The following is a 25,963-nucleotide window of genomic DNA, read 5'->3' as shown; positions in this document are numbered from 1 at the left end:
CCCGGCTGCTGTTGGAAAACGCAAGCGGGCGGAAAGGATGCGGCGGCTCAGTAGGAAAGGGCGCGGTCCAGCGCCTCGAGGATGCGATCGATGTCCGGAAGATAGTCTTCCTCCACCTTGGCAACCGGATAGGGCATGTGGAAGCCGCCCACGCGGATCACCGGCGCCTCCAGGGAATGGAACGCCCGCTCACTGATCCGGGCAGCGATTTCACCGCCGATTCCTCCGAAGGTCGGTGCCTCGTGGGCCACAATCAGCCGTCCGGTCTTTTTCACCGAGGCTGTGACGGTATCGAAGTCCAGGGGCGAGATGGAGCGCAGGTCGATGACCTCAACGCTGCGGCCGTCCTCCTCTGCCGCGTTCGCCGCGGCCAGCGCCACTGGCACCAGCGGTCCGTAGGCCACGATGGTGGCGTCCGTCCCGGCCCGGAGCACGTGGGCCTTGAAGGGGTCCTCCGCCAGGCCGGGTGCCTCGACGTCGACCTCTCCCTTGAGCCAGTAACGGCGTTTGGGCTCGAAGATGATCACCGGGTCCTGGCAGTCGACCGCCTGCTGGATCATCCAGTAGGCGTCGTGCGGGTTTGACGGGGTGATGATCCGCAGGCCAGCGGTGTGGGCGAAAAGCGCTTCGGGAGATTCCGAGTGGTGCTCCACAGAGCCGATGCCCCCGCCGTAGGGGATGCGGATGACCACAGGAACGGTGAGGTTGCCGTTGCTGCGCGCGTGCATCTTGGCCAGCTGGGTGGTGATCTGGTTGAAGCCCGGGAAAACGAATCCGTCGAACTGGATTTCACAGACCGGGGTGTAGCCGCGCAGCGCGAGGCCGATGGCCGTGCCGATGATGCCGGATTCGGCCAGCGGGGTGTCCACTACGCGGTCCGGGCCGAACTCGCCGATCAGCCCGTCCGTCACGCGGTACACGCCGCCCAGGGCGCCGATGTCTTCGCCCATCAGCAGCGACTTGGGGTTGTCAGTGAGTGCTGTGCGAAGGCCCTCGTTGATGGCCTTGGCGATGGTCATGGTGGTCATCAGTGGCCTGCCTCTTGGGATGCCTGCGCTGTTACTGCCTGCCGGGCGGGTTCTTCTTCAGTTGCAAAACCCGCTGAGTACTCCTCGAACCAGGCCAGTTCCTCTGCCACCAGCGGGTGGGCCTCCACGTAAGTGTTGGCGAAGGCGGACCGGATATCCGGGGTTTCCAGGTCATGGGTGGTGCGCCGGACGTAGGCTGCGAGCTCGTCCCCGTCGGCTTTCACCTTGGCGAAGAACGCCTCGTCGGCCAGGCCTTCGGCGCGCAGGTACTTCTCCAGGCGCTTCAGCGGATCCTTGGCCCGCCAGGCGTCCTCCTCCGCCGACTCGCGGTACTTGGTGGGGTCGTCCGCCGTCGTGTGAGCACCGACCCTGTACGTAAAGGCCTCGATCAGGACCGGGCCCTTGCCCTGGCGTGCGTGCTCCAGTGCCCACTCGGTGACGGCGTGGACGGCAATGACGTCGTTGCCGTCCACCCTGATGCCGGGGAAACCGTACCCCTTGGCCCGGTTGGACAGCGGCACCCGCGTTTGTACGTTGGTGGGGACGGAGATGGCCCAATGGTTGTTCTGGCAGAAGAAAACAACCGGCGCATTGTAGGAGGAGGCGAACACCATGGACTCGTGGACGTCACCCTCCGAGCTGGCGCCGTCGCCGAAGTAGGCGATCACCGCGGCGTCCGGGGCGGCAGCCGCGTTGTCCTGGCCGTCAGAGCGGACTGCGGCGGCACTGGAGGCTGCCAGCTTCTGGTCCCGCTGAATGCCCATGGCGTAGCCCACCGCGTGGAGCGTCTGGGCCGCCAGGACCAGGGTATAGAGGTGGAAGTTGGTGTCCTTCGGGTTCCACCCTCCGTTGGAGACGCCGCGGAACTGGCGCAGGAGCTCGGCAAGGTCCACATTGCGGGTCCAGGCCACGCCATGCTCCCGGTACGTAGGGAAGATGTAGTCCTGCGGCTGGCTGGCCCGGCCCGAACCGATCTGCGCGGCTTCCTGGCCGGTCAACGGAACCCAGAGCGCCAACTGGCCCTGCCGCTGCAAGGCTGTTGCTTCGACGTCGAACCGGCGGATTGCGGCCATGTCCGCGTAGAGCCCGCGGAGCTTCTCCGGGGTGAGCTTTTCGGCGTAGCCGGTGAAGACCGGATCAAAACCCAGTTTCCCGTCGGGGCCGAGGAGCTGGACCATCTGCGCCGGAGGCTCTCCCATCACGGCTTCGGCATCGGCCTCACGCTGGTCGTCTACAGCTGTTCCGTCGAACTCGGTGGCAGGCAGATGTGTGCCCATACCGTCTCCTTGCTTGCCGCATCCGGATGCAATGCAATGTCGCTGGGATATATGCCTCAAAAGGAATAGATTCCTCCGGCGGCATATATATGGCTTACTGATCCTAACTTTATCTTCAGTAAGTAATCGCGGGGCTACTTGTTAAGTGCTAGGAACCGCGCGGGGCCTTTGTATAGTTCGCACACAGAGCGAGAAAACGCGTATTGGCCTCTTCCTCCCCGACGCTGACGCGGACGCCTTCGCCGGCAAAGGCCCTCACGGACAAGGCCTGCGTGGCAGCAAGTTCGGCAAACCCGGTGCTGTCAGCGCCAAGATCCAGCCAGACGAAGTTGCCCTGGGCATCCGGAACACTCCAGCCGAGGCTCCGCAGGCCTGCCGTGACGCGCTCCCGTTCGTCCACCAGTCTTTGTACCCTCTCCACAACTTGCGGGTAATTCTGCAGCGAAACAATTGCGGCAGTCTCTGCAATCTGCGACACGGCGAACGGTGTGGCTGCAACCCGCAGGTGTTGGGTCAGCACAGGATTGGAGACACTGTAGCCCACCCGGAGGCCGGCAAGCCCGTGTGCCTTTGAGAAGGTCCGGAGCACAATAATGTTGGGGTACCTGCGGTACAGCGCAATCCCATCCACGGCATCAGCCGCCCGCACGAACTCCTGGTATGCCTCGTCAACCACCACCACCACGTCAGACGGGACGGACCGGATAAACGCCTCTGTTTCGGCCGCACCCAGGGCAGGACCGGTGGGATTGTTGGGGGTGCACAGGAGGATCACCTTGGTGCGGGCCGTGACTGCCGCCGCCATGGCCTTGAGGTCGTGGCGGCCGCCGGCAGCCAACGGAACCGGGACGCCTTCCGCGCCGGAGAGGCCAACACTGATGGGGTAGGCCTCGAAGGAGCGCCAGGCATAGATGACTTCATCGGGCTTGCCGTCTTCGTTCCGCCCGGCGAACGCGGCCAGGAGTTGGTTCAGGGCGCCCAGGCTGCCGGCGCCAGTGACGATGTCTTCGGCGGGAACATCGAGGAACGCGGCGAGTTCTGTGCGAAGCCTGCTGCTCAGCGGATCAGGGTAGCGGTTGAAGTCCGCCTGCCGTGCAATCGCCTCGATGACCGCCGGGATCGGGGGCAAAGGGTTTTCGTTTGAAGACAGCTTGTAACTGGTCAGTCCGTCCACGGCGACAGGAGGTTTGCCAGCGGCGTAGCGGGGCAGCTTTGCCACCACAGGGCGCGGCTGGATGCCCCCGGCGAGGGTATCTGGTGAAGTCATGCAAACCAGCCTACTTCTCCAGCCGCGGGACGGAACGCGGCATCCGCGCAGGGTCGCAACGTGCTGCCGTAGTGGGACGGGCAGCCGGACGGGCCGCCAAGCGCGGCCCCGTCCGGCCACCTGCTCCTTCTCCGCTCCCTGTCCGGCGGCCCCTACACCCGCGAAGTGCTGTCGGACCGGCTGCCCGCCAGCTGGGGAGCCCAACCGTCGCTTCCCCGGAGGTACGCCTCCAGCGTGAACTCTTGTGCCAGCCCCGGATCAAGTTGCGGCCTCTCCGGGGTGATGCGGGACCCCGGGCCGTTGTTGTTGAACTCATGGAAGCGGGCTTCCCGCCAGGAGAATCCGCTCATGTCCGTCCAGGGTGCGCCGGAAATATGCGCGCCCAGCCAGGAATCCCGGACGAGCACCTGGGCAATGGCATCGACGTCCCCGCTGGGGTGCCAGGGGCGGCCCAAATGGACTGAACCGGCAGCGGCGTCCGACACAAAGCGGCAGCCGGTAAACAGATACCCGTGCTTGATCCCGATATTCAGGCTGCCTGCCGAAACGTAGCCGTTGTTGCTGTCCGACCCACGGTCAAGGGAACGGATTTCACTTTCGAAGAAGACTGCGGTGCCTCGGCCGAAGATGAAATCCACGTCGCCTTCGATGTAGCAGCCGCTAAAGAAGAAGCGCGACTGTACCCCGCGGGAGGGGGAATCAACCAGCAGGGTGTCCTGGTTGCCCAGGCACCTGACGTTGTTAAGGACGGCACGGTCTCCGGTCAGGAAGAGCGCCACCGCCTGGCGGTTCTTCATGTCCTGGTTGGCGGCCTCGTCAAAGTCATTGCTGAAGGTGATGTTTGAAGCCATAAAGTCCGGCCCCTCAATCCGAACGCTTGCGCTTCCGCCCGTCCCGTAGGCTCCGGTGCCATCCGGTTTAAGAGTGCCGGAGGCGTTGTTGTAGACCAGGACAACGTCTTCCGCTTTCTCCCCCAACCCGAGGAACGAGATTCTTGGCTTGTTGGCCGGCACCCTGATGGCCTGCCGGTAGACGCCCGGCTGGATCCGGATGAGGGTTCGGCGGGTGCTGCCTGTGGGCACCGCGTCCACGGCTGCCTGGACTGACGGGAACGCCTGGCCCCTGCCCACATCCAGGACCGTGGGCTTGTCCACGGGGCGTTCGCTGGGCCAGTAGATGGCGGTGAGGGCATCCAGCCGGGCGTCGAGGTTCTGGAAGTACCCGGGGGGCAGGGCCTGTTGTGCCCGAAGTTCGGACGCAACCAGCCGGGCGACGGCCAAGGCGCCTTCCGCCTGGAAATGCGTATTGTCGGTCACGCCTTGCGGATACTGCGGATACTGGCCCGGCGAGGCATGGAGGAAGTGGGACTTGGTTCCCTCGGCCCCGAGCTTCTGCCACAGGTCCTTTGAGGAGGCGGTGAGGTCCACCAGCGGCGTCCCGGTGGCCGCCGCAAGTTCGCGTACGGCCTGTGGGTACGCGCCGTGCGAGTCCTGCGCAATGCCAAGGGCGCTGAACCGGCGGCGGTCCACCGGCGTCACCAGTACGGCCTTCGCGCCACGGCCGGCGGCACCGTCGATGTACTTCTGAAGGTACTCCTTGAAGGTGGTCTGCGGATCGGTTCCCCTGGCGGGGTCCTCCACCTTCTCGTCGTTGTGCCCGAAGGAGATGAGCAGATAGTCGCCGGGCTGGAGCAAGGCCACCACCTCGTCCAGCAGGCCGGCGTCGGCGAAACTCTTGGACGAAGCTCCCGACCAGGCGTAGTTGAAGACGTCAGCCTGTGGCCCCAACAGCAGCGGGAGGGCCTGCCCCCAGCCGGCCCGGGGACGCTCGGAGTGCTGGTAGGCGGAAGAGGTGGAATCGCCCACCACGAAGATCACGGGCTTTGTTCTTGCCTGTGGCGGGACCGTCACGGCACGGACTGCGGCTTCTGAGCGGGCAACCCCTGGTCCGGCGAGCCCCGTGGCCGCGGTGACGGCTCCGGCGGCCACTGCGGCAAGCAAGGAGCGGCGCGTGGGCTGGAAGCGCCGCATCAGCGGGCATCCCCTGCCGTGAAGACAGGCCCGACGGCGTCCGCCAGGAGTGCGGGAACGGCCTGGGCGGCGTTGACGTGCGTCCGCAGGACCGGCGTCCAGGTGTCATCGGCGCTCAACTGCCTGTCCGCAGGCGCAGCTTCGTTATAGGCAGCGCGTAGGTCGACGATTTTGCCGTTGACTGCGTTTCCGCTGGTGGTGATGACCTTCCCCTTGAAGTAGGAGATCAGGGACTGCACGGGGATGTCCGCCGGGAGTGTGAAGGCATTGGCCTCGGCGTACAGGTGGGAGTCAACGCCTGCACCGAAGGTGTAGCCATACGGGATATCCGAATCCGGGGTCGTCTTGAAGTGGTTGTTGTAGACGTCCACCTGGCCAAAACGGACCCGGGGTGCGCGCTGGCCTACGTTCTCGAAAACGTTGTGGTGGATGGTCACCCGCAGCTTGCCGGCGTCTCCCCGGTTGGTCGAGTCCGTCGAGCCGATGAGCAGCAGCTTGTCGTGCTCGGAGAACCGGTTGTAGGACATCGTCACGAGGTCGGAGCCGTTAGTGACATCCACTGCTCCGTCGTGGACCTGGTACGGCCGGCCAAAGTAGTTGGGCTGGGCGCTGTCCAGGTTCGGGGCATCTGTGAACTGCGAGTGGTCCACCCACACGTGCTTCGAGCCGTTGATGATCTGCAGCAGGTCATACTCGCTGTTCCAGTTGCCGGTGGCACCGTCCGTAGGGTCCCACGAGGGGAAGCAGTCGGCGGCATCCCGCACTGTGAGGTTCCGGAAGATGACGTTTTCGGCGCCGTTGATCCTCAGTGCAGCTCCGGTGATGCTGCTGTCCGGGCCGGCCCCCACGATCGTTGTGTTGCTGGGGATGTCCCAGCGGATGGCGGCGGCCTGCTTTGATGCAGCCAGCCGCCGTGCGTTCTCCTGCGTGCCTTCCGGCTTTTTCGCGGTTCCGTAACGGGCCGGATCGAAATCATGGAGGTACTGGGCCAGGGAGTAGCCGGTACCGCTGGCGTAGTCTTCACAGCTGATCGGTGTGCCGTCCGCGCCGGCGTTCGCAGCAATGTCCCCGTGGACCCGAATGATTTTGGGTTCGGTGCCGGTGGCGAGGGCCGCGAGGAGTTGTCCTTTGTTGGAGACGTCGTAGATCCGGTCTTTCCCAGCGGTCGAGCCGCCAGTAGTTCCGGGCCCCAAGGCTGCCCAGCCATCGTTTTGGGGAAGTACTTGGCGTTCAAGGGGTTGGCGCGCAGTCTGGGCTGTTGGATCCGCCTGCGGGGATGGAGATGCTGACGAGTGGGCGGGGGCTGCGAGCAGGGATACCGCGATGGCCGCGACGACGGATACGGGCGCGAAGGGCATTTTCTTGCGCATGATCTCTCTTCCTCCATTGGAATGAACCACGCTTCGGCGCCGGCCTCGAACCGCCAGCGCGTCAGAAAGCGATTTCTCAACTATGGGAAAACGCTTTCTTCTTGTCAAGGGTTAGTTGATATTTGACACAGGTTCTCGAAAGGCGGTCATGCGTGCGCCCACGGTCACTCGGCCATGCCTGACCCGGTGAACAGGATCGAAGCTGTAGCGCTACCCCGCAGGGGCCTTCAGGGCGGTGTGCAACCATTGGGTTATGCGACTGATTGCCCGGGTACTGATCAACGCCCTCGCCCTCTGGGTGGCCAGCTGGATCCTGCCGGGGCTGGAGATTTCCAGTTCAGCAGCCACGGACGCAGTGGCAAAAACCGGCGTGACGCAGGGGACGGACACCGCTGGGATCGCCCTCGCCTACTTGTTCATCGGCGCCATCTTCGGCTTGGTGAACGCCTTGGTGCGCCCGCTGGTGAGCCTCCTCGCGCTGCCCATCACCATCCTGACGCTCGGCCTGTTCACTATCGTCATCAACGCGGCGATGCTCTACCTGACCTCCTGGATCAGCAGCTACACGCCGGTGCACTTCACCATCGACTCCTTTTTCTGGACTGCTGTTTTGGCGGCGATCATCATCACGCTGATCTCACTGGTGGCCGGCCGGATTGCTGGAACCCGAAGGTAGCTGAATTCCCGGGGCACTGTGCGCACTGCAGGTGAATTTGTCGCTTCCCGGCCCGGCTAGCGTCCGCCATAGCCGCGCTCTTGCCTGCGGGTGTCTGCCGCATGGAGATCTTGCGTGGGAGCCTTGGTCCGGGCCAGGGAAAAGCGGGTAGCGGTGGCTGCCCCGCCGGCTCCCAGCACCGCCCCCAGCGCGGCGGTGGACCCGGCCAGCGAGGGATCGTTGCTCGCCGAAACGAGCCGCGCGGCGTCCTGGTAAGTGCTGAGTTTGTGGCCGATTCCGATCCCGCCTTCCCCTTCTGCGGCCCTCGGCGTGTTGCTCAAGGAGACCGTCACGCGGTCTCTCGTGTCCGGATTTGGGGCCCCGTCCGAGCCCGGCACCCAGTCGGCGCGATGCTCAAGGTGCAGTGACTGCACTCCTGGCATGGCATTAATGCCGGCGACTGGGGAGCCAGCAGTGAGCACGTACCGCAGGTCGTAATCGCGGAGGAATCGCGGATCCGCAGCCAGATTCATCGCATGGATACCGCCCTGGCTGTACCCCACGGCTACCACGGGGGCTCCGCGCTCGGCGCCCGCGGCGTGGAGAGCCTGGAGCGCGGCAACGGTCATTTCGTCCGAGCTGTAGACCATTGCCTCCGCTACTCCGGTTTCATCAAAAGGGTTTTCCCCGCCGGCCCCGAAACCAGCAGGCTGAGTGCCGGGGACCATAACCACATAGGCCTTTTCCCCTCCGTTGGTGATTTCGACGACCTCGATATGGCCGGCACCGCGCGCATCTATAAGTCGGATGCGTTCCAGCAGGCCGGCTGGGGAAGCGTCCAGGCTCACCGGCACCGTCTCCTCCAGATGAATATCAATCGGACGGCTGAGGGTGCCGGAACGCTCAAGGGCATCCCAGACCAAGGTTTCCTCCGCTGCCCGCCGCTTCACATCAGCGGCCGCGAGCCCCAGGCTGGCCGTGATGGTCTCCATCGTCTTGTCATCAGGAAAGTGCGTGGATGCCATATTGGACAACGACTCCCGGACATCTGTGGGACTGACTATGCCCATCCACCTCGCAGTGCTGGCAAGCGACTCCGCCATCTCGTACTCCCGTTTGCAGGCGCGGACCTCGCTGCTGATGCGCTGCAGTTCGGTCCGCACCGCCTGAAGGCTCCGCCCGGACTCACCAACCGCACTCAGGGCCATGGCCCCGGACCACCTGGGCATGTTCTGGAAGGGGACGAGGTCCTCCCAAATCCGGCGGACCTCAACCTCGAGTTCGGAAAGCCTGGCGGCGAGGCCATCCACCCTTTCGGCACCTCCGGCCAGTTCCTCCAACTGGAAACTGATGCCGCCGACCCCGCCACGGATGGCAAGGGGCCCGTCGTCGGGAGGACCGTACAGCCTTATGGAGCCGCTCCCGGACGGCGTCGCTTCGGCCATTATGGCCTGCCCGGATAAGTGCAATCAGCGGTGAAGGTTTCGCGGGCATGCCGCTCCACAGCAGCCTTTGCTTCAACGAGCGCCTCAAGGGCGCGCCGGAAGGCAGCACACTGCAGTGATACCGCTTCACGGTAGGCACGGCCGGCCGGCGACTCCCATTCCAGCAACTGAATATCCCTGAAGCCTGCCAGGACGTCCTCTCCGCGACCAACGCAATAGGCCACGCGGCCGGCCAACTGCTCCACCTGGGAGACGCGCAACATCTCTTGCTGCAGATTGGCGCCTGCCGGCTCACTACTCATTGCCCTTCCCTTTCCCGGACTGTCCAACACCCCGGACGCCCGCCCCTGAAACTACTGAAGTGAACGCTACGGCGGGACAACCACCCGGCCCAACCCCCGCCGCCATCTATGTGGACAAGTAATCCCGCGGGAACGGCTCAAGCTGGCGGAGGAGTTCATGAAAGAATCAGCACATGCCTGAAACTGCCGCCACAGCTGACACCCGTACGCCCTCAGGACGCCTGGCCCTCGCCGCGTCCCCGGAAAGAATCGCGCTCGGCCCGCTGGACGGCCGTTACCAGTCCGCGGTCGCCCCGCTCGTGGATTACCTGTCGGAGGCAGCCCTCAACCGGGACCGCGTGGCCGTGGAAGTTGAATGGCTCATCCACCTGACCGGCAACAACGTGCTCCCCGGCGCAGGTCCCCTGACCCCCTCGCAACAGGACCAGCTGCGAGCCATCGTCACCGAATTCGACGCCGGATCGGTGGCCGAGCTGGCTGATATCGAAGCCGTGACCGTCCACGATGTAAAGGCCGTGGAGTACTACATCGGCCGGCGCCTCCCGGGCATCGGCATCGAAAACCTCACAGCCATGGTGCACTTCGGCTGCACCTCCGAGGACATCAACAACCTCTCCTACGCGCTGGGCGTCAAGGGTGCTGTGGAGGACGTGTGGCTTCCGGCAGCGCGCGCCCTGGTGGCCCAGATCAGCAAGATGGCACAGGACAACCGCGCCGTCCCCATGCTGTCCCGCACCCACGGACAGCCTGCCACCCCCACCACGCTGGGCAAGGAACTGGCCGTCATCGCGCACCGCCTCACGCGCCAGCTCGACCGCATCGCCAAAACTGAATACCTGGGCAAGATCAACGGTGCCACCGGCACCTACGCTGCCCATGTTGCGTCGGTTCCCGGTGCGGACTGGCAGGAGGTGTCCAAATCCTTTGTGGAGGCCCTGGGACTGACCTGGAATCCGCTGACCACCCAGATCGAAAGCCACGACTGGCAGGCTGAACTCTACGCCGACGTCGCCCGCTTCAACCGCATCCTGCACAACGTCTGCACGGATATCTGGAGCTACATCTCCATCGGCTACTTCGCGCAGATCCCCGTGGCCGGCGCCACAGGATCCTCCACCATGCCGCACAAGGTGAACCCCATCCGCTTCGAAAACGCCGAGGCCAACCTGGAAATCTCCTCCGGGCTGCTGGACGTCCTGGGATCCACGCTCGTCACCTCCCGCTGGCAGCGTGACCTCACCGACTCCTCCAGCCAGCGCAACATCGGTGTGGCATTCGGCCACTCACTCCTGGCCATCTCCAACGTGGCCAAGGGCCTGGAACGCCTCGACGTTGCCGAGGACGTGCTGGCCGGAGACCTGGACACCAACTGGGAAGTCCTGGGCGAAGCGATCCAGATGGTCATGCGGGCAGAGGCGATCGCCGGCGTCGAAGGCATGGAGAACCCCTACGAGCGGCTCAAGGACCTCACCCGCGGACAGCGTGTTGACGCGGCCCGCATGCAGGAATTCGTCCAGGGCCTGGGCCTCTCCCCCGAAGCCGAAGCGCGGCTCCTCGCGTTGACTCCCGGGAAGTACACCGGCATCGCGGACCAACTGGTGGACCACCTGAAGTAAAAGTACGACGGCGGCGCCGGGCCTGGGAGGGCCCGGCGCCTTCCTTCATTCCTGCCCGCTTGTGGCCGGGACGGCGGCATCCTTCAAGGTGCGAAACTGGAGGAATGAAGCTGCTCCTGATCCGCCACGGACAAACTCCGGGCAACGTGCTTGGCCAACTGGACACTGCCCACCCAGGTCCCGGGCTTACTGAACTGGGTGAGCGGCAGGCCGAAGCCCTGGCCCGTTCGCTGGCGAACGAGCCGATCGAGGCCCTCTACGCCTCCACCCTGGTTCGAACCCAGATCACCGCGGCACCGTTGGGCCGGCTGCACAGCCTGGACGTCGAAATCATGGATGGCCTCCACGAAATCGAGGCCGGGTCACTGGAAAAGCTGACCGACCACGAGTCGCACAAACGGTACATGGGCACTGTGTTTTCCTGGGCCGCCGGGGATCTTGACCAGCGGATGCCGGCCGGGCCTGACGGCCACGACTTCTTCGCACGGTTTGATACAGCCATCGCCCGGGTTCTGGAACGCGCATCCGGGGATCAGGCCACGGCAGCAGTTGTCAGCCACGGCGCAGCCATCCGCACCTGGGCCGGACGGCGGGCCGAGGACGCAGACCACGAATTCGCCGCGAAACATGCATTGGCCAACACCGGGATTGTGGCGCTCGAGGGTGATCCGGACAGCGGGTGGAGGCTGATCCACTGGGACGGCAGCCCGGTGGGCGGTCTGGCACTTGCCGATCCCACAGCTGAAGACCCTACCGGACGCAATGTGGATGGGCCCTAGACCAGCTGCCTGATCCGGCGGGCCGGGAACACAGCCATTTTGCGGCACTGACCGGTGCCCTCCACAACGGGTGGCGGGGGCACAAGCCGCGCAGCCATGACGGCAGCCTCAGCCGCCGTCGGCCGTGCATCGCTGTCCATCGCCGTAAGGGCCCCCAAAAAGCTGCACCATCCGGGACCGAGGGAATCCGGGATGACCGGGCTGCGAAGGGTCCTCGCCACCAGGGACTCTATGGCGGTGCCGGGAAAAGCTTTGGACCCGGTGAGAAGCTCCAACAGGACCAGGCCCATGGCGTAGACGTCCCACGAGGTCCGGGCCGACCCACCCGCCGCCTGCTCCGGACTCATGTAGTGCGCCGTTCCTGACGAGATGCCCGGCTCCGGAGCCGAGCCGGCGGCAGCCACGATGCCGAAGTCGATGATGCGTACCGGGCTCCTCCGCAGGCCGCTGAGCATCAGGTTGGCAGGCTTGATGTCACGGTGGACCAGTCCCTGCCCATGCAGATGGGCAAGAGCCCCAAAGAGACCGCACGCCCAACCGGCAACATCACCGGCGCCGGGGCGGCCGGTGCGGGCTGCGTCTGCGAGGCTCGCGCCGAGGGCCAGTTCTTCAACCAGGAATGGGCGGCCGGCGAGCTGTGTCCCGGCGGGCATCACACCGTGGGCGATGAACCTGATGATGGAGGGGTGTTTCAGTGCGGCCAGGACTTCTGCTTCATTGCGGATCCTGCCGAAGTGCTTTTCGGAGCCGCCAACGGCCACCTTGATGGCGACATCGGGACCGCCCGCAAGGTCGGCAGCGCGGAAAACCTCAGCCAGTGAGCCCCGGCCCAAGCGTTCCTTGACGTGGTAACGGTCCGCCATGAGGGACATCCCGGAAAGAAGGGGGGCGCTCTTCTGCAGTGGCACTGCTGCGGCGGAGCTCATGCGGAGAGGGCCGCGGTATGGGCTTCTCCCGAATCACTGAACTGCTCCCGGGAAGCGTAGGGGGAACGGATCCAGGCGTCGAGCTGAAAGCCGCAGCCGCAGCGCCAGACAGGAGGAAGCTGGACGGGACCGCCGTCGTCCGGCTCGAAGGTGTAGCCGACGGCGACCGGCCCCACGGCAGGCGTCACCAGTTCCATGGTTGTTCCGCAGTGCAAGGGGGCTCCGTGCCACGCGCTGTTCACCTGCCCTGCAGGGCCCAGCGACAGCCTGTTGGTGCAGGCACTCGGGGCACCAAGCTCAGTAAAAGTTGCCAACGCACTCACGACTCCAGCCGAAGTAATTTCAGGATTGATCGTAAGCATACATATTACTAGCTGATCTAGCTAGTCCGGCTAGTTACTTCTGCGAGCGCCCATCGTCCACGTCCTGCAAGGCGTCAGTCATTCGTTGGAGGAAGTCGATGACAACGTGTGCCTCGTCGGCGCTCAACCCCTCAGCGACCGCCATCATGCGGCGGTGCATCGCACCAAGGGTCACGCGGACTTCCTTGTCCGACTCAACGGTTGGAACCACCACCACAGAACGCCGGTCCGTAGGGTGGGCTTCCCGCCGCACGTGTCCGCTCCGCACAAGCCTGTCAATCAGCGTGGTGGTGGACGCGCTGGTAATTCCCAGGAATCGGCTTAAGTCCTTTGGTGCTGTCGCCTCGCCTGCGGCCTGGACCCGCAGGAGGTAGCGCAGGGCGAGGATGTCCGTTTCACCCATGCCCATGGAGTCGCGGGTAGAACGCCTGACGGTGGTCTCAGCGGCCCGATATTCCCGCAGGGACTTCAGTACTGCCGCGCTGTAATCGAGCTGGCCGTCAGGGCCGTACCAATAGCCAGAGCCTTCATTACCGGTGGAACGCATGCAAACATTCTAGATCCGCTTGTATCTAGACAGCCAAGCGAGTCGGGCCCGCTAGCGTTATTCGAGCGCTTACCGAGGAGAAACACCAGCGTAACCAGAGCCTCCTAGCCTTGATTTGCATATCCCTTCGGCGAATCGAGGCAGACATGCAGACCAACCCGCGCCTGAACATCCGGCAGGTCACCTGGTCCAACCCGGTGGGCGCGGACCTGCGCCGCGCCCAACAAGCCGAACTCGATGCCCGCTTTGGTACCCCTGACCATGAACCCGGCACCCCGCCGTCGGGCGCTGACTGCGCAGTGTTCCTGGTGGCGTATGACAAGGGATCCGGCCAGCCCGTGGGGTGCGGCGGGTTACGGCTACTCGACGACAGGACAGCAGAAATAAAGCGTTTGTACGTTCTCCCCTACACCCGGGGATCAGGAGTGGCGAGCTCTAACCTCGCAGCGCTGGAAGCCGAGGCCTTCAAGCAGGGAATCACCCGCATCAAAGCCGAAGCCGGTTCCGCCCAGCCCGACGGGCGCAACTTTTACCAGAACTCCGGCTTCGAGCCGGTACCCAACTATGGCCCCTACATTGGCGTTGCGCACTCCTACTGCTACGCCAAGAGCATCCACGCGCGCAGCGCAGCACATACCGCCATGGCGTAGCAGGAGAAAGATGGCCGCCGGGGAACCGTCACACTCGGTGCAGCCCGCACGGCTCGGCTAACCTCGGGCTATGGAATCAGCAGACATCACGTTCCGCACCCGAAAGTGGGTCCGGCCCGAGGACCTCAACGCCAACGGCACCCTTTTCGGCGGAAGCCTGCTGAAGTGGATTGATGAGGAAGCGGCCATCTACGCCATCCTCCAGCTCGGTAACGGGCGTGCCGTCACCAAGTACATCTCGGAAATCAACTTCGTCAGCTCCGCAGTGCAGGGCGACCTGATTGAGATGGGGCTGACGGCCACACGGTTCGGCCGGACCTCCCTGACGATGCGCGCCGAAGTCCGGAACATGATCACCCGCCAGAGCATCCTCACCATCGAAGAGATCGTCTTCGTGAACCTCAACGCCTCCGGCAAACCGGAGCCCCACGGCTACACCGAAATCACCTATGACAGGGACCGGATCCCCACCCATCACCTCACGGACGCCCACCATCAGGACTGACGCATAAGCAGGACTGCGCACGGCAGGACTGCCGTCCCACACACTCTGCCCTTCTGGACGACCGGCAGCGGCACCCCCGGCAAACGTTAACCCCAGGTTTGCCCGACCGGCGCCGGGCGTTTCCCTCGCTGGACCACGGTGGACAGCCGGGCTGTTTATCGAATCGATAGCAATAACGCCCGACTTTCGCCATGCCCGGCTATAGGCTTGCCGGACATGCTCCGATTCCAGTCCAGAAATGAGTCCTGATCGTGCGTAAATTGCAGACTTTGGTTGCCGCCGCCGTCGCCGTCACCCTCCTCGCCGGATGCGGCGGGGGCACAGCAACACCAGCCGCCTCAGGTGATGCCTCCTCGGCCCCGGCGGGGGGTTCGGGGGAGACCCTGGTTGTCTACACCAACTCCAACGGTGAAGGCCGCGGCGAGTGGGTGACCACAAAGGCAGCCGAGGCCGGTTTCAAGATCGAGATCGTCGGTGCCGGCGGCGCAGACGCCACCAACAAGCTGATCGCCGAGAAGAACAACCCCATCGCTGACGTTGCCTTCGGGTTGAACAACATGTATTTCTCCCAGATCAAGGCCGAGGACGCCCTTGAACCCTACGAGCCCGCCTGGGCCGGCGAGGTGGACAAGGAACTGGGCGACGGCGAGACCTACTGGCCGTTGGTCAAGCAGGCCATCCTCCTGGGCTACAACTCCGACAAGTTTGCCAAAAATGCTGCCCCGCAGGACTGGACGGACCTCTGGACGAAGGACGAGTTCAAGGCCCGCTATGAGCGGGTCACTGGCCTGGGAACTGCCACTGCTCAGCTGGTTTTCGCCGGAATCCTGAGCCGCTACCGGGATGACTCAGGCGACCTGGGCATTTCTGATGAAGGCTGGAAGCAGGTGGAGCAGTACTTCCAGAACGGGAGCCCCGCGGTTGCCAAGACCGACCTCTTTGCCCGCATTGCATCGGGCGAAGTGGACATGGGCCAGATGCCGTCCTCGATCATCGCTGAGCGTGAAAAGTCGTTCAAGGTGAACGTTGAAACGGTAATCCCGTCCGTCGGTGTCCCGCTTGCCGTGGAGCAGGTGGCGCTTGTGAAGGGCACCAAAAAGAAGGAGCAGGCCCAGAAGTTCATCGACTGGTTCGGCAGCGCCGAAGTCCAGGGCGAGTTTGCGCAGCAGTTCAATTCCATGCCGGTGAACAAGTCTGCTGAAGCTAAGGCCAACGCCGAGGTGGTGGACTTTTTCGCGGACCTCAAGCAGCAGGATATCGACTGGGAGTTCGTGCAGGAGAACATGGGCGCCTGGGTGGAGAAGATCGAGCTCGAGTACATGACGTAGCCCGCGGTTTCCGGCCCTCCCACCCGCTTCACCAGACAGGTTTTGCCATGATCCGCTTGGACAACATCACAGTATCCTTTGGTGACTTCACCGCCATTCCGCATCTGGACCTGCACGTCCGGCCTGGCGAGTTCTTCACCTTGCTGGGGCCTTCAGGCTGCGGCAAAACGACGGCGTTGCGCACCCTGGCAGGTTTCATCCAGCCCTCGGCGGGGACAGTCCAGGTGGATGGCAAGGACGTGACCCGGCTTCCGAGCGACAAAAGGCAGGTGGGCATGGTCTTCCAAAACTATGCCCTGTTCCCCAGCATGAGTGTGTGGGAGAACATTGCCTTCGGGTTGCGGGTGCGGAAGGAGAAACCAGCGGACAGCGACCGCCTGGTCCGGGACATTGCCGGGCGGGTGGAGCTCAGCGATGAGCAGTTGTCCAAGAACGTGGCTGAACTTTCCGGCGGCCAGCAGCAGCGGGTGGCCGTGGCGCGGGCACTCGTGCTGCGGCCCAAGATCCTGCTGCTGGATGAACCTTTGTCCAACCTTGACGCAAAGCTCCGGCATCAGTTGCGGCAGCAACTGAAGGACCTGCAAAGCGAGTTCGGGATTACTACTGTCTACGTCACGCATGACCAGGACGAGGCATTGGCGATGAGCGACCGCGTGGCTGTCTTCAACAAAGGCGTAGTGGAGCAGGTGGGAACCCCACAGGAGATATATGATCACTCCGCCACAGAGTTCGTCTGCAACTTCATCGGGGACAGCTCCGCCCTCACGCCTGAGTTCGTGGCTGAACTGAACCGGCTGTCAGGTGCGGGGCTCAGCACGGACGCGAAGTCCTATCTCCGGGTGGAAAAAGCGTCGCTGAACCCGGCGGCGGACGGGAGTGCCGCCGTCGGACTCCCCGGAACGGTGACGTCCCGCACGTACCACGGCCTTCACAGCCGCTACGTGGTGCGGAGCCATGGCGCGGACATCCGCCTGCTGGTGAAGGAAGACGGCGGCGCCCACCCTGAGCCGGGCACGGAGACCACCGTCTACCTTCAGCCCGCCCACGTGCTGCAATACCATCCCGGAACCGGCGCCGTACTCAAGCAGGAAGACCAGGCGGTATCCCTGTGATGGGCGGGACACCGGTCCGCAGCATGGCCCGCTCCCCCTTCGTCCTGGTTGTCGGGGTTGTCCTCACGTGGTTCATCGCTGCGTTCCTGGTGTGGCCCAACGTCAACGTCCTGATCGCCACCTTCTTCCCGGACGGCAGTTTTTCGGGACGCGCTGCGGAGAAACTCTTCTCGTCCCAACGCGCCATGAAAGCCCTGGGAAACAGCTTCCTGCTCGCCGTCGCCCTGTCCATCACCGTGAACCTGGTGGGCATATTTATTGTCCTGGTGACGCACTACTTCCGCATCCGGGGATCAAGGATCCTCTTCCTCGGCTACGCCTCCACCTTCATCTACGGCGGCATCGTGCTGGCCGCCGGCTACAAGTTCATTTACGGGGACAAAGGAATCGTCACGTCCCTGCTCGTGAAGGTTTTCCCGGCCATGGACCCGGGGTGGTTTTCCGGGTTCTTCGCCGTCCTGGTAGTGATGACTTTCGCCACCACCACCAACCACATGCTCTTTGTGGCCAACGCGCTGAAGGGCATCGATTACCAGACCATTGAGGCAGCCCGGAACCTCGGCGCTTCAACCTGGACCATCCTGCGGCGGATTGTGCTGCCCATGCTCAAACCAACGCTGTTCGCCGTCACCATCCTTTCCTTCCTCACCGGCCTCGGTGCGCTGAGCGCTCCGCAGGTGCTGGGCGGCCGGGATTTCCAAACGATCACGCCGATGATCCTGACGTTTACGAACAGTCCCACTTCACGCGACCTGGCGGCACTGCTTGCAGTCATCCTGGGCGTGGCCACCATCCTGATGCTCGCGGTGATGTCCCGCCTCGAAAAAGGCGGCACGTATTTTTCGGTGTCAAAGGTTTCATCAGCCCTGGAGAAGCAGGACATCACCAACCCGGTGGCCAACGCGGCGGTCCACGCCGTGGCCTACCTGCTCTTTGCCGTGTACACCCTGCCCGTGCTGCTGATCGTTGTGTATTCATTTGCCGACGGCGCCGCCATCCAGACTGGCCAGCTCACGCCGGGGAACCTGACGCTGGACAACTATGTCCGGGTCCTGACCCAGCAGTCCGGGTTGCGTCCGTTCGTCGTCAGTGTGGTGTACAGCGCGCTGGCTGCCCTGATCGCCGTCGGCGGCCTGCTCTTCGTGGCCCGGCTGCTGCAGAAGTACAGGAACTGGGTGTCGGCTGTCTTCGAATACCTGCTGCACATCCCCTGGGTCCTGCCGTCGGCCCTTCTGGCCCTGGGCCTGATCATTAGTTACGACCATCCAAATCCGCTGGTGGGCGGGGCTGTACTCACTGGAACCACTGTGATTCTGCTGATCGCTTTTGTCACCGTAAAGATCCCGTTTACGCTGCGCATGCTCAAGGCGTCCTTCGCCTCGGTTAATTCGTCGCTGGAGGAAGCGGCAGCCATCATGGGCGCCAAAACCCTCTACGTGTTCCGGCGGATCCTCCTGCCGCTGGTGCTGCCCGCAGCCGCCGCCATCACGGCCCTGAACTACAACAGCCTGCTGGACGACTACGACACAGCCATCTTCCTTGCCCACCCGCTGGTCCAGCCCCTCGGCCTGGTCATCAAGGCCAACACGGACGGGGCCGAGGGCGTGGAAGGCGTGGCCAATACCTTCGTCTACACCGTGCTCCTGATGGTCATCACCGGCGTGACGATGTATCTCGTCTACGGCCGGTCCCGCCGGCGCGGGTCAACAAAGAAGCGGCGGCCGGGCATCCCGCCTGCCGCACCCGTTGCCGGGCCCACCCCCGCCGGCGCCCCCGTGCCCGCCGAGGACACCACCCAACCGGCAGCTGCCGTTCGCTGATCAGCCGCCGGAACTGTTGCCGACGGCGGCGCGCTGGTTCCGCCGTCGGGCAAGCCTTAGCAGGCCGTCACGCAGCGGTTGGGCACCATCCGCCAGGGCGACGCGCACCAGCACCGAGGACGCCAGGCTCAAGGCACCGGTCCGCAGCACGCGCCGCCGGTCGTAGGCACGGAGTGCCTCATCCGGGGGCCGTGTGTTGAGGAGGTCAGCCAGGGTTACCGCGTCCACCAACGACTCACAGGCGCCGCGGCCGAGGCTGGGTGCCATGGCGTGCGCGGCGTCGCCGATGAGCACGGACCTGCCGCGGACGAAGGACCTGAGACGGGGAGCCGTCCAGATCCGCTGCACCAGGATGCCTTCAGGGGTAGCGGCAGCGAGCACCTGGCGTATTGTCGGCGAGTACCCGGCGAACCGCTTCCGGGCCTGCTCCAAGGCTGTCGCAGCGGCAATCCCATAGGGGCCAAGCCCGGACCGGTAGCTGGCGTACCAGAACAATCCATCCTGTGCAGCGGCGAGGCCGAACAAGTCCCCGCGGCCCCAGTACTCGCCCACCGCGTCCGGGTTGACCCGGGAAGGGAGAGTCCCGCGCAGGGCAAGGTATGGCGTCAGTTTGGCAGCGCTGCGGGCACCCCACGCCTCCTGGCGAACCATGCTGTGCACGCCGTCCGCCCCTACCACCAGGCCGTCGTGTGCCGGAAGCGCCCGGACATTGCCTGTCGCCCGGCGCACCGTCCCGGGTACGGCCGCATCAAGCAGCCGCAGCAGCTCAACCCGGGAAATCGCGAACATATCCCCGCCCTTGACAGTGACCCAGGGCTCGCCGGCGGCGTTGCGGACCGATCCGCTGCCGATCACGGGACTGACGGCCCGCGCCTCCTCAAGCACCCCAATCCGGGCGAGCGCACGCTGGGCGTTCGGCCACATCCCCAGCGCATTGCCAACGGTGGGCTGGCCGGGCCGCTTCTCGTGCACGGTCACGTCGAAACGGTCCGGGTCCAGGCAGGAGGCCAGGGCCAGGCCGGCAATGCCGCCGCCAACAATCGAGATTGTTTGCATGAGGCGATTTTACTACTTTTGTAGTGGATGGAAAGGGTCATACACTGGGCCCATGCCTGACCGCCGCACGGAACTGATGGATGCCGCACTGACGGTGGTGGCGGAAAAGGGGATGAAGGGCCTCACCCACCGGGCGGTTGATGCAGCGGCCACACTGCCTGAAGGCACCACCTCCAACTACTACCGGAACCGCGCCACATTGGTGGAGGCAGTGCTGGACCGTCTGCTGGAGCTGGACGCAACGCTCCTGCAGGACCAGGGACCGGCCGGCCCGCCGCAGACCGTTGAGGAGCTGGCAGCCCAACTTGCCGCTTTAGTGCTGGCCCTGGCCGGAGAGCATGCAGGCCTCACCCGCGCCCGATTGGCCCTCTCGCTGGACCAGCCCGAGTCAGTAACAGCCGGGCACTTCCGGCTGGTCGGCGGCCTCGAACAGGCCCTCGCCATGTTGGGGATTGCCGATGCGCCCGCCCGGGCCCGGGACTTAGCGGACTACGGCGACGGCGTCCTGCTCCACCTGCTCACGGTCAGGCGGGACGAGCAGCCCGACGCTGCCGCCATTGCCGCAGCAGTCCGGCGGCTGCTGGCGCCCTGAGGCGTCCTTCTCCACCGCGCACGACGGCGACCTGCCGCCTGAGCGGCGCCAGCCCGGCGTCGTACGCCCGGAGTTTTTGCCCAGATATGCAGGGCCGCACTTTTGGTCGGCATATCTGGACAAAAACTCAGCTTGTCAGGGCTGGCCGGGCCAGCCGGTGTACGCCTCGGCGAGGTAGGCCATGCCGTGGCGGGAGGAGACGACCGAATGCAGTTCGCCGAGCTGGCGGGCGCGGGAGAAGTCATCGGCGTCCGCAGGCGTGTGCAGCATGGTGGTCATCCAGTAGGAGAACTGCTGGGCCTTCCACACCCGCTCGAGGGCCCGGTCGCTGTAGGACTCCAGCAGGCGGCCGGAGCCGGAGTTGTAATGGCTGTCCAGTCCTTCGAAGAGGACTTTCACGTCATGGATCGCCAGGTTCAGGCCCTTGGCGCCGGTGGGCGGCACGGTGTGTGCTGCGTCCCCGGCCAGGAACAGGTTGCCGTGGCGCATGGGGGTGTGGACGAAGCTGCGGAACGGCAGGACCATCTTTTCGATGACCGGCCCCTCGTTGAGCTCGAAGCCGTTGCCGTTGACCCGGCTGCGGAACTCGGCCCAGATCCTGTCGTCGTCCCACTCGGCAACGTTTTCCTTGGGGTCGCACTGGAAGTACATCCGCTGGACGGTTTCGGTGCGCTGGCTGATCAGGGCGAAACCGTTGGCGGAGTTGGCGTAGATCAGCTCGTCCGAGCTGCGGGGGGCTTCGGCCAGGATGCCGAACCAGGCGAAGGGGTATTCGTGGAAGTACCACTTGCGGTGCGCTTCCGGGATCTGGAACCGGCAGTGGCTGCGGGAGCCGTCAGCGCCCACCACGAAGTCCGCCTGGATCTCGTACTCCACACCGTCGTCGGTGAACCGGACCTTTGGCTTGCCCTCAAGGTCGTGGACGGAGGTGTCCGTGACGCTGTAGCGGACGTCGCCGCCGTCGGCCTTTCGGCGGGCGGCGAGGTCCAGGAACACATCCGTCTGCGGGTACAGCCACACGGACTCCCCCACCAGCTCTTTGAAGTCCACGCGGTGGCTCTCGCCGTTGAAGCGCAGTTCGATGCCGTCGTGCCGGTCGCCGTCGCGCAGCACCCGGTCCGAGACGCCGCTGTCCACCAGCATGTTGACCGTCCCGTGCTCCAGGATGCCGGCGCGGACCGTTTCGGAGATCTCCTTGTGGCTGCGGACTTCGATCACCGTGGACTCGATGCCCGATGCCGCCAGCAGGTGGGAGAGCATCAGCCCGGCAGGTCCGGCTCCCATGATGGCCACCTGGGTGGTGATGATTTTTCGTGCTGCCATGGCGCTGTCTCGCTTCATTGCGGGCTCCGCGGGGGGGCGGTGCCGGGTTTCCTGGTCTGGCACCCAGTGTGCGCCACGCGGAGTGACTGCAGGCACACTGATTCCGTTGAATGGGGGCAGCGTCAGGAATCGGCCAGGTGGCGGGCGATGCCGCGGGCGGCTGTCTGCAGCGCCGGCACCAGCGCCTGGAGGCGCATCTCGCGCAGGGGCACCACGACGCCGAGCGACGCCACGGCGCGCTGCCGGCGGTTCAGCACGGGGACAGCGATCCCCCACGTGTCCGGGTCCACCACACCCTTCAGCTGCGCGAATCCCTGGTGCGCCGTTTCGGCCAGCAGCCCCCGGACATCGTCCGGGCTGACCTTCCCGTCAGGGTCGGAGAACTGGTCCAGGTACTGCCCCTGGAGGGCCTTGTCCTGGTGGGCCATCAACGCCAGCCCGGCAGAAGATATGTAAACGGGCATCCTGCCTGCCACCTGGGCCCGGTTGGCCACCGAACCCCGCCGGGACAGCCTCTCCACGAAGAGCGCCTCCCAGCCGTCCAGCACCGCGAGGTTCACGTTCTGGTTGAGGACCTGCTGGATGTCCTCCATGAAGGGCATCGCGGCCTGCCGGAGCGCCAGGGTGGGAGAGGTCCGGTTGACCAGCTCCCACAGCCGAAGTCCGGGCCGCACCGTGCCGCCGGGTCCGGCTTCTAGGAGGCCGTGGCCGGCGAGCTGGCGGACCAGCCGGTGGGTGGTGGTCAGCGGAAGGTCTGCGCGCTCCGCAAGTTCCGAGAGCTGGAGGACGTGGACATCCTGGGGGAAGGCAGCGATCAGGCGAACGATCCTGTCCACCACCGAATCACCTGACGCGGAATTGGCCACCACACCCCCGCTTCCGTTCAATGGGACGTTCCCAGCTTACCGCCGCGGCACCCGCGTGGGCCGGCGCACCCGCTGAACTTCCGCCGTCGTCCGCTCACGAACGCCGCGCCAGACCTCCGGGGCCAGCACCACGGCAATGCCGACGGCGGCCCCAATCACCGTTTCGATGATGCGGTCCCGGAGCAGGATGGCGGGCGGGGACGGAACCACCAGGAGGGTGGAAATCAGGGCGAGGGGTGTGACGAAAAGCTGGGCCAGCAGGTATTGGCGGATGATGAACATTTCCGCGCCGAACTGGCACAGTGCCATGACCAGCACCGTCTGCCAGGGTTCCAGGTCAAGCAGCACAATCCCGGCCAGGATCACCAGGCCCAGGACCGTGCCGATGATGCGCTGGACACCACGGCGGATGCGGTGCCGGGTGGTGTGTCCCACCAACGGCACAACGGCTGCCACCATGGCCCAGTAGTTATGCCCGAAGCCCAGCAGCTGGCCGGCCCAGGTGGCCAGGGTCCCGGCCAGCCCGGCGGCGATGAGGTAGCCCAGGCCCTCCAGCCAGGCGGCCCGTCTTTCGTTGGGCGTGCGGCGGACGGGCCGCGGCCGGATCCAGGGGGTCCGGCGGCTGGGAAGGATCCTGGAGGAGAAGCCCACCAGCAGGCAGAACACTGTGGTGAGGACGGCCACGAGCATGGCCTGCCACAGCGGAGGCTGGTTCGGGATGGAAGCGATCGCCGCGAACGCGAAGATGTGGAACAGCGAGCCGGCCGGGCGCATCCGCCACCAGGAAATGATCAATGAGCAGGCGCCTGCCACCAGGGTGGTGGCGGGAACCAGGAGCCACGCTGTGCCGGTGCCGTCCAGTTCAAGGGCCGCCGCTGCCCTCGCCGCCAGGGTGGCAAGGAGAATGACTGCGAGCATCAGCAGCCCGGCCCGCAGTTGGAGCGCGAACCGGGTTCCGTGGGGTTCGCCGCGGCCGTAGATTCCGGTGAAGGCGCCGAAGGACGCGAAGATTGCCAGGTCCAGCCGGCCCAGCAGCACCAGCGTGAGGAGCGGAACGAAGACGCCCACGGCGCACCGCAGCGCGGGGTGGTGGTCCTTGTTGCCGGGACCAATGCTGAACATTTCAGCGAGCATCTTCACGAAAGGAGCGCCTTCCTGCGGGTGGACTTCTGACGGGCGGCCGCGCTGACGTTCCTGCTAAATCCTACGTCGGGGCACTCCGAAGCCTGCCCGGACGTTCCCATGAATGGAACCGCGGGGCAACACCGCTGAAACAGCTCGCCCTGATGCTTGAGGCATGAAGCCTCCCGTACCGAACACACCCGCGGCTGAATTGAGCTGTGAGGTCTGCGGCCTGATGCCCGAACCTCCCAAGGCGCGCCTGACCCTGGCCCACGTGGCCGTGATGCTGCCCATCGAACTCCTGGTGCACGCCCTGGTAGTCCAAACCCACCTGCCCTATGTGGCCAAGGTCCTGGTGCTCACCTTGACCGCCACGGTCCTGGTGATCTGGGTGGCCGAGCCGTCAGCTGCCCGGATGCTGCGCGGCTGGCTTCACGCCCCGGCGCTGCGCCACCGAAGGAAGCTGGAGGCGGCACCTGCGCTGTGGCGTGCCCGCACCGTTCTGCGGGATGAGCCCGGTTCCCTGCAGAAGGTCACCCAGGCGCTGGCCCGCAGCGGAACCAACATCCTGAGCATCCACGTGCATCCGGTGGCGGACGGGGTGCTGGACGAATTTGTCCTCTCAGCCCCGGGGCACCTTGGCGAGCGCGGGATCCTGGACGCGCTGCACGACGGCGGCGGCACCCGCTCGCACGTCTGGCCCACTACCGCGTTGGCCATGGCGGACGGGCAGACCAGGGCCCTCAGCCTTGCGGCGCGGATCGCGGATGCACCGGACGAACTTCCGCTGGCAGTGGCGGAGCTGCTCCGGGCGCGGATCCTCACCCCGGCGGCGGCCGCCCTGGAAAGGGACGACGCCGGCACCCGGCTCAAGATCCCCACCGCGTGGCACGGCCCCATCATCTTCGCCCGGCCCGGGGAACCGTTCACGCCGGCGGAATCAGCCCGGGCGCACCGGCTCGCAGAGCTCGCCGAAATCCTGTCGCACCAGCGGGCGGCCGGAACGCCCCACTAGTTACATCCGGATGGTCAGTGCGCCCGGGTCCAGGGACATCAGGACGTGCTTGCCCTGGCCCTCGTGGTCGCCGTCCAGCTGGTAGTCGTCATTGTGCTCCAGGGTAATTTCCACGGTTTTGCCCTGGAAGTACTCCACGGCGGTGTCCTTGCCCCGGCCCTTGCCGATCATTCCGGCCACCACCGAGAGCCAGCCCAGCCGGCCATGGTGGGGAGCCAGCACCGCCACGTCGAGCAACCCGTCATCCATCTTGGCTTCAGGAAAGATTTCCAGGCCGCCCTGGACCTTGCCGCAGTTGCCCACCATAACGCTGCGGACACCGCGGCGCACCGCCTGCTGGCCGTCGATCACGATGGTTGCCTTGACAGGTTTGCCCGGCAGGTTGCGGATGCCGGCATCCACGTAGGCCAGCCAGCCCACCTTGTGCTTAAGCTCCTCGTCGGTGTCGGCCATGATGGTGGCGTCGTACCCCACACCGGCCATCACCAGGAAGAGCTGCTCCTTCTCGGGGTCGCTCCGGCGGGCACGTACGACGTCGATCTTCCGCTCGGTGCCGGCGAACGCGCCAGCCATGGCGCCGTCGTAATCCGTGATATCCATGCCGAGGTTGCGGGCCAGCAGGTTGCCGGTGCCCAGGGGAAGCAGGCCCATGGGTATGTCGCCCCCGGAGAGTACTTCGGCCACGCAGCGGACCGTCCCGTCGCCGCCGCCGGCGATGACGATGTCGGCCCCCTGCGCGAGGGCTTCCTTCGCTTGGCCAACGCCGGGGTCCTCCTTGGTGGTTTCGAACCAGAGCGTTTCGCCCCAGCCGTTTTCGGCACTGTGCTTGGCTGCCAGTTCGCGCACATCGATGTCCACCGTCTTGGCCGGATTGATGATGATGGCTGCGCGTTGAGGGGCATTGGAGTTGGCAGTCATGGCGTCCTTCGGTGGCAAATGGAAAGGCTACTTCTCACAGAAGACTAGCCTG

25 protein-coding genes are annotated in these 25,963 nt (G+C 65.1%); 10 read left to right on the top strand and 15 right to left on the bottom strand.

Annotated elements, in window-relative coordinates:
• Positions 1-47: 47 nt before the first annotated feature.
• From M8J71_RS07380 to M8J71_RS07360, 5 genes are all read right to left on the bottom strand, one after another.
• A complete protein-coding gene (locus tag M8J71_RS07380; protein ID WP_163165185.1) occupies positions 48-1,028 on the bottom strand; it encodes an alpha-ketoacid dehydrogenase subunit beta in 981 nt (326 codons plus the stop codon).
• Positions 1,028-2,305, bottom strand: coding sequence for a pyruvate dehydrogenase (acetyl-transferring) E1 component subunit alpha (gene pdhA / locus M8J71_RS07375; protein ID WP_256247296.1), 1,278 nt, complete (start codon positions 2,303-2,305; stop codon positions 1,028-1,030). The genes M8J71_RS07380 and pdhA overlap by 1 nt, the downstream gene beginning before the upstream one ends.
• A gap of 148 nt (positions 2,306-2,453) precedes the next feature.
• Complete coding sequence (locus M8J71_RS07370) at positions 2,454-3,572, bottom strand: histidinol-phosphate transaminase (RefSeq protein ID WP_256247295.1); 1,119 nt, start codon at positions 3,570-3,572, stop codon at positions 2,454-2,456.
• Positions 3,573-3,724: 152 nt separating this feature from the next.
• Positions 3,725-5,602 carry a pectinesterase family protein gene (locus tag M8J71_RS07365; protein ID WP_256247294.1) on the bottom strand — a complete coding sequence of 626 codons (1,878 nt, stop codon included), beginning with the start codon at positions 5,600-5,602 and terminating at the stop codon, positions 3,725-3,727.
• Positions 5,602-6,972, bottom strand: a complete 1,371-nt coding sequence (locus M8J71_RS07360) for a pectate lyase family protein (RefSeq protein ID WP_256247293.1) — start codon at positions 6,970-6,972, stop codon at positions 5,602-5,604. The genes M8J71_RS07365 and M8J71_RS07360 overlap by 1 nt, the downstream gene beginning before the upstream one ends.
• A gap of 253 nt (positions 6,973-7,225) precedes the next feature.
• Here M8J71_RS07360 and M8J71_RS07355 point away from each other — a divergent pair, with 253 nt between their 5' ends.
• Positions 7,226-7,648 carry a phage holin family protein gene (locus tag M8J71_RS07355; protein ID WP_256247292.1) on the top strand — a complete coding sequence of 141 codons (423 nt, stop codon included), beginning with the start codon at positions 7,226-7,228 and terminating at the stop codon, positions 7,646-7,648.
• A gap of 56 nt (positions 7,649-7,704) precedes the next feature.
• Here the strand turns inward: M8J71_RS07355 and M8J71_RS07350 are convergent, their stop codons facing one another.
• Both M8J71_RS07350 and M8J71_RS07345 read right to left on the bottom strand, forming a co-directional pair.
• Positions 7,705-9,072: a hypothetical protein gene (locus M8J71_RS07350; protein ID WP_256247291.1), complete on the bottom strand. Its 1,368-nt coding sequence runs from the start codon at positions 9,070-9,072 to the stop codon at positions 7,705-7,707.
• On the bottom strand, positions 9,072-9,374 hold the full coding sequence (locus tag M8J71_RS07345) for a hypothetical protein (protein ID WP_256247290.1): 303 nt from the start codon (positions 9,372-9,374) through the stop codon (positions 9,072-9,074). Before M8J71_RS07345 ends, M8J71_RS07350 begins: the two co-directional genes overlap by 1 nt.
• A gap of 173 nt (positions 9,375-9,547) precedes the next feature.
• Here M8J71_RS07345 and purB point away from each other — a divergent pair, with 173 nt between their 5' ends.
• Entirely contained in the window at positions 9,548-10,990 is a 1,443-nt protein-coding gene (gene purB, locus M8J71_RS07340) for an adenylosuccinate lyase (protein ID WP_256247289.1), read from the top strand.
• A gap of 104 nt (positions 10,991-11,094) precedes the next feature.
• Positions 11,095-11,769: a histidine phosphatase family protein gene (locus M8J71_RS07335; RefSeq protein WP_256247288.1), complete on the top strand. Its 675-nt coding sequence runs from the start codon at positions 11,095-11,097 to the stop codon at positions 11,767-11,769.
• Here the strand turns inward: M8J71_RS07335 and M8J71_RS07330 are convergent.
• The 3 genes from M8J71_RS07330 to M8J71_RS07320 all read right to left on the bottom strand — a co-directional run bounded on the left by M8J71_RS07330 (position 11,766) and on the right by M8J71_RS07320 (position 13,604).
• Positions 11,766-12,695, bottom strand: a complete 930-nt coding sequence (locus M8J71_RS07330) for a serine/threonine-protein kinase (RefSeq protein ID WP_256247287.1) — start codon at positions 12,693-12,695, stop codon at positions 11,766-11,768. The two genes, M8J71_RS07335 and M8J71_RS07330, sit on opposite strands and share 4 nt — an antisense overlap.
• Positions 12,692-12,892 carry a hypothetical protein gene (locus M8J71_RS07325; protein ID WP_256247286.1) on the bottom strand — a complete coding sequence of 67 codons (201 nt, stop codon included), beginning with the start codon at positions 12,890-12,892 and terminating at the stop codon, positions 12,692-12,694. The genes M8J71_RS07330 and M8J71_RS07325 overlap by 4 nt, the downstream gene beginning before the upstream one ends.
• Positions 12,893-13,091: 199 nt before the next feature.
• Entirely contained in the window at positions 13,092-13,604 is a 513-nt protein-coding gene (locus tag M8J71_RS07320) for a MarR family winged helix-turn-helix transcriptional regulator (protein ID WP_256247285.1), read from the bottom strand.
• A 146-nt stretch (positions 13,605-13,750) separates the two neighbouring features.
• Between M8J71_RS07320 and M8J71_RS07315 the strand changes: the two genes are divergently transcribed.
• The 5 genes from M8J71_RS07315 to M8J71_RS07295 all read left to right on the top strand — a co-directional run bounded on the left by M8J71_RS07315 (position 13,751) and on the right by M8J71_RS07295 (position 19,019).
• Positions 13,751-14,254 (top strand): GNAT family N-acetyltransferase, encoded by a 504-nt coding sequence (locus M8J71_RS07315; RefSeq protein WP_256247284.1) that lies wholly within the window; start codon positions 13,751-13,753, stop codon positions 14,252-14,254.
• Positions 14,255-14,324: 70 nt separating this feature from the next.
• Complete coding sequence (locus tag M8J71_RS07310; RefSeq protein ID WP_256247283.1) at positions 14,325-14,759, top strand: acyl-CoA thioesterase; 435 nt, start codon at positions 14,325-14,327, stop codon at positions 14,757-14,759.
• A gap of 251 nt (positions 14,760-15,010) precedes the next feature.
• On the top strand, positions 15,011-16,087 hold the full coding sequence (locus M8J71_RS07305; protein ID WP_256247282.1) for an extracellular solute-binding protein: 1,077 nt from the start codon (positions 15,011-15,013) through the stop codon (positions 16,085-16,087).
• Positions 16,088-16,134: 47 nt separating this feature from the next.
• Positions 16,135-17,199, top strand: a complete 1,065-nt coding sequence (locus M8J71_RS07300) for an ABC transporter ATP-binding protein (RefSeq protein ID WP_256247281.1) — start codon at positions 16,135-16,137, stop codon at positions 17,197-17,199.
• The gene (locus tag M8J71_RS07295) at positions 17,199-19,019 is read left to right on the top strand and encodes an ABC transporter permease (protein WP_256247280.1); all 1,821 of its coding nucleotides are present in this window, start codon (positions 17,199-17,201) and stop codon (positions 19,017-19,019) included. Before M8J71_RS07300 ends, M8J71_RS07295 begins: the two co-directional genes overlap by 1 nt.
• On the opposite strand, the gene M8J71_RS07290 is transcribed toward M8J71_RS07295, so the two are convergent.
• Positions 19,020-20,075 carry an FAD-dependent monooxygenase gene (locus M8J71_RS07290; RefSeq protein WP_256247279.1) on the bottom strand — a complete coding sequence of 352 codons (1,056 nt, stop codon included), beginning with the start codon at positions 20,073-20,075 and terminating at the stop codon, positions 19,020-19,022.
• Between the two features lie 52 nt (positions 20,076-20,127).
• Between M8J71_RS07290 and M8J71_RS07285 the strand changes: the two genes are divergently transcribed.
• Entirely contained in the window at positions 20,128-20,667 is a 540-nt protein-coding gene (locus M8J71_RS07285) for a TetR/AcrR family transcriptional regulator (protein WP_256247278.1), read from the top strand.
• A gap of 135 nt (positions 20,668-20,802) precedes the next feature.
• On the opposite strand, the gene M8J71_RS07280 is transcribed toward M8J71_RS07285, so the two are convergent.
• The 3 genes from M8J71_RS07280 to M8J71_RS07270 all read right to left on the bottom strand — a co-directional run bounded on the left by M8J71_RS07280 (position 20,803) and on the right by M8J71_RS07270 (position 23,996).
• Positions 20,803-21,990 (bottom strand): 4-hydroxybenzoate 3-monooxygenase, encoded by a 1,188-nt coding sequence (locus M8J71_RS07280; RefSeq protein ID WP_256247389.1) that lies wholly within the window; start codon positions 21,988-21,990, stop codon positions 20,803-20,805.
• A gap of 122 nt (positions 21,991-22,112) precedes the next feature.
• Positions 22,113-22,856: an IclR family transcriptional regulator gene (locus tag M8J71_RS07275; protein WP_256247388.1), complete on the bottom strand. Its 744-nt coding sequence runs from the start codon at positions 22,854-22,856 to the stop codon at positions 22,113-22,115.
• A gap of 36 nt (positions 22,857-22,892) precedes the next feature.
• A complete protein-coding gene (locus M8J71_RS07270) occupies positions 22,893-23,996 on the bottom strand; it encodes an FUSC family protein (protein ID WP_256247277.1) in 1,104 nt (367 codons plus the stop codon).
• 157 nt (positions 23,997-24,153) lie between these two features.
• Here M8J71_RS07270 and M8J71_RS07265 point away from each other — a divergent pair, with 157 nt between their 5' ends.
• Complete coding sequence (locus M8J71_RS07265) at positions 24,154-24,993, top strand: ACT domain-containing protein (RefSeq protein ID WP_256247276.1); 840 nt, start codon at positions 24,154-24,156, stop codon at positions 24,991-24,993.
• Here M8J71_RS07265 and M8J71_RS07260 read toward each other — a convergent pair whose 3' ends face one another.
• Positions 24,994-25,911, bottom strand: a complete 918-nt coding sequence (locus M8J71_RS07260) for a diacylglycerol/lipid kinase family protein (RefSeq protein ID WP_256247275.1) — start codon at positions 25,909-25,911, stop codon at positions 24,994-24,996.
• Positions 25,912-25,963: the final 52 nt, after the last annotated feature.

The sequence above is a fragment of the Pseudarthrobacter sp. R1 genome (assembly GCF_024494415.1).
Taxonomy (GTDB): Bacteria; Actinomycetota; Actinomycetes; order Actinomycetales; family Micrococcaceae; genus Arthrobacter.
This window is presented reverse-complemented; position numbering and strand designations above follow the sequence as displayed.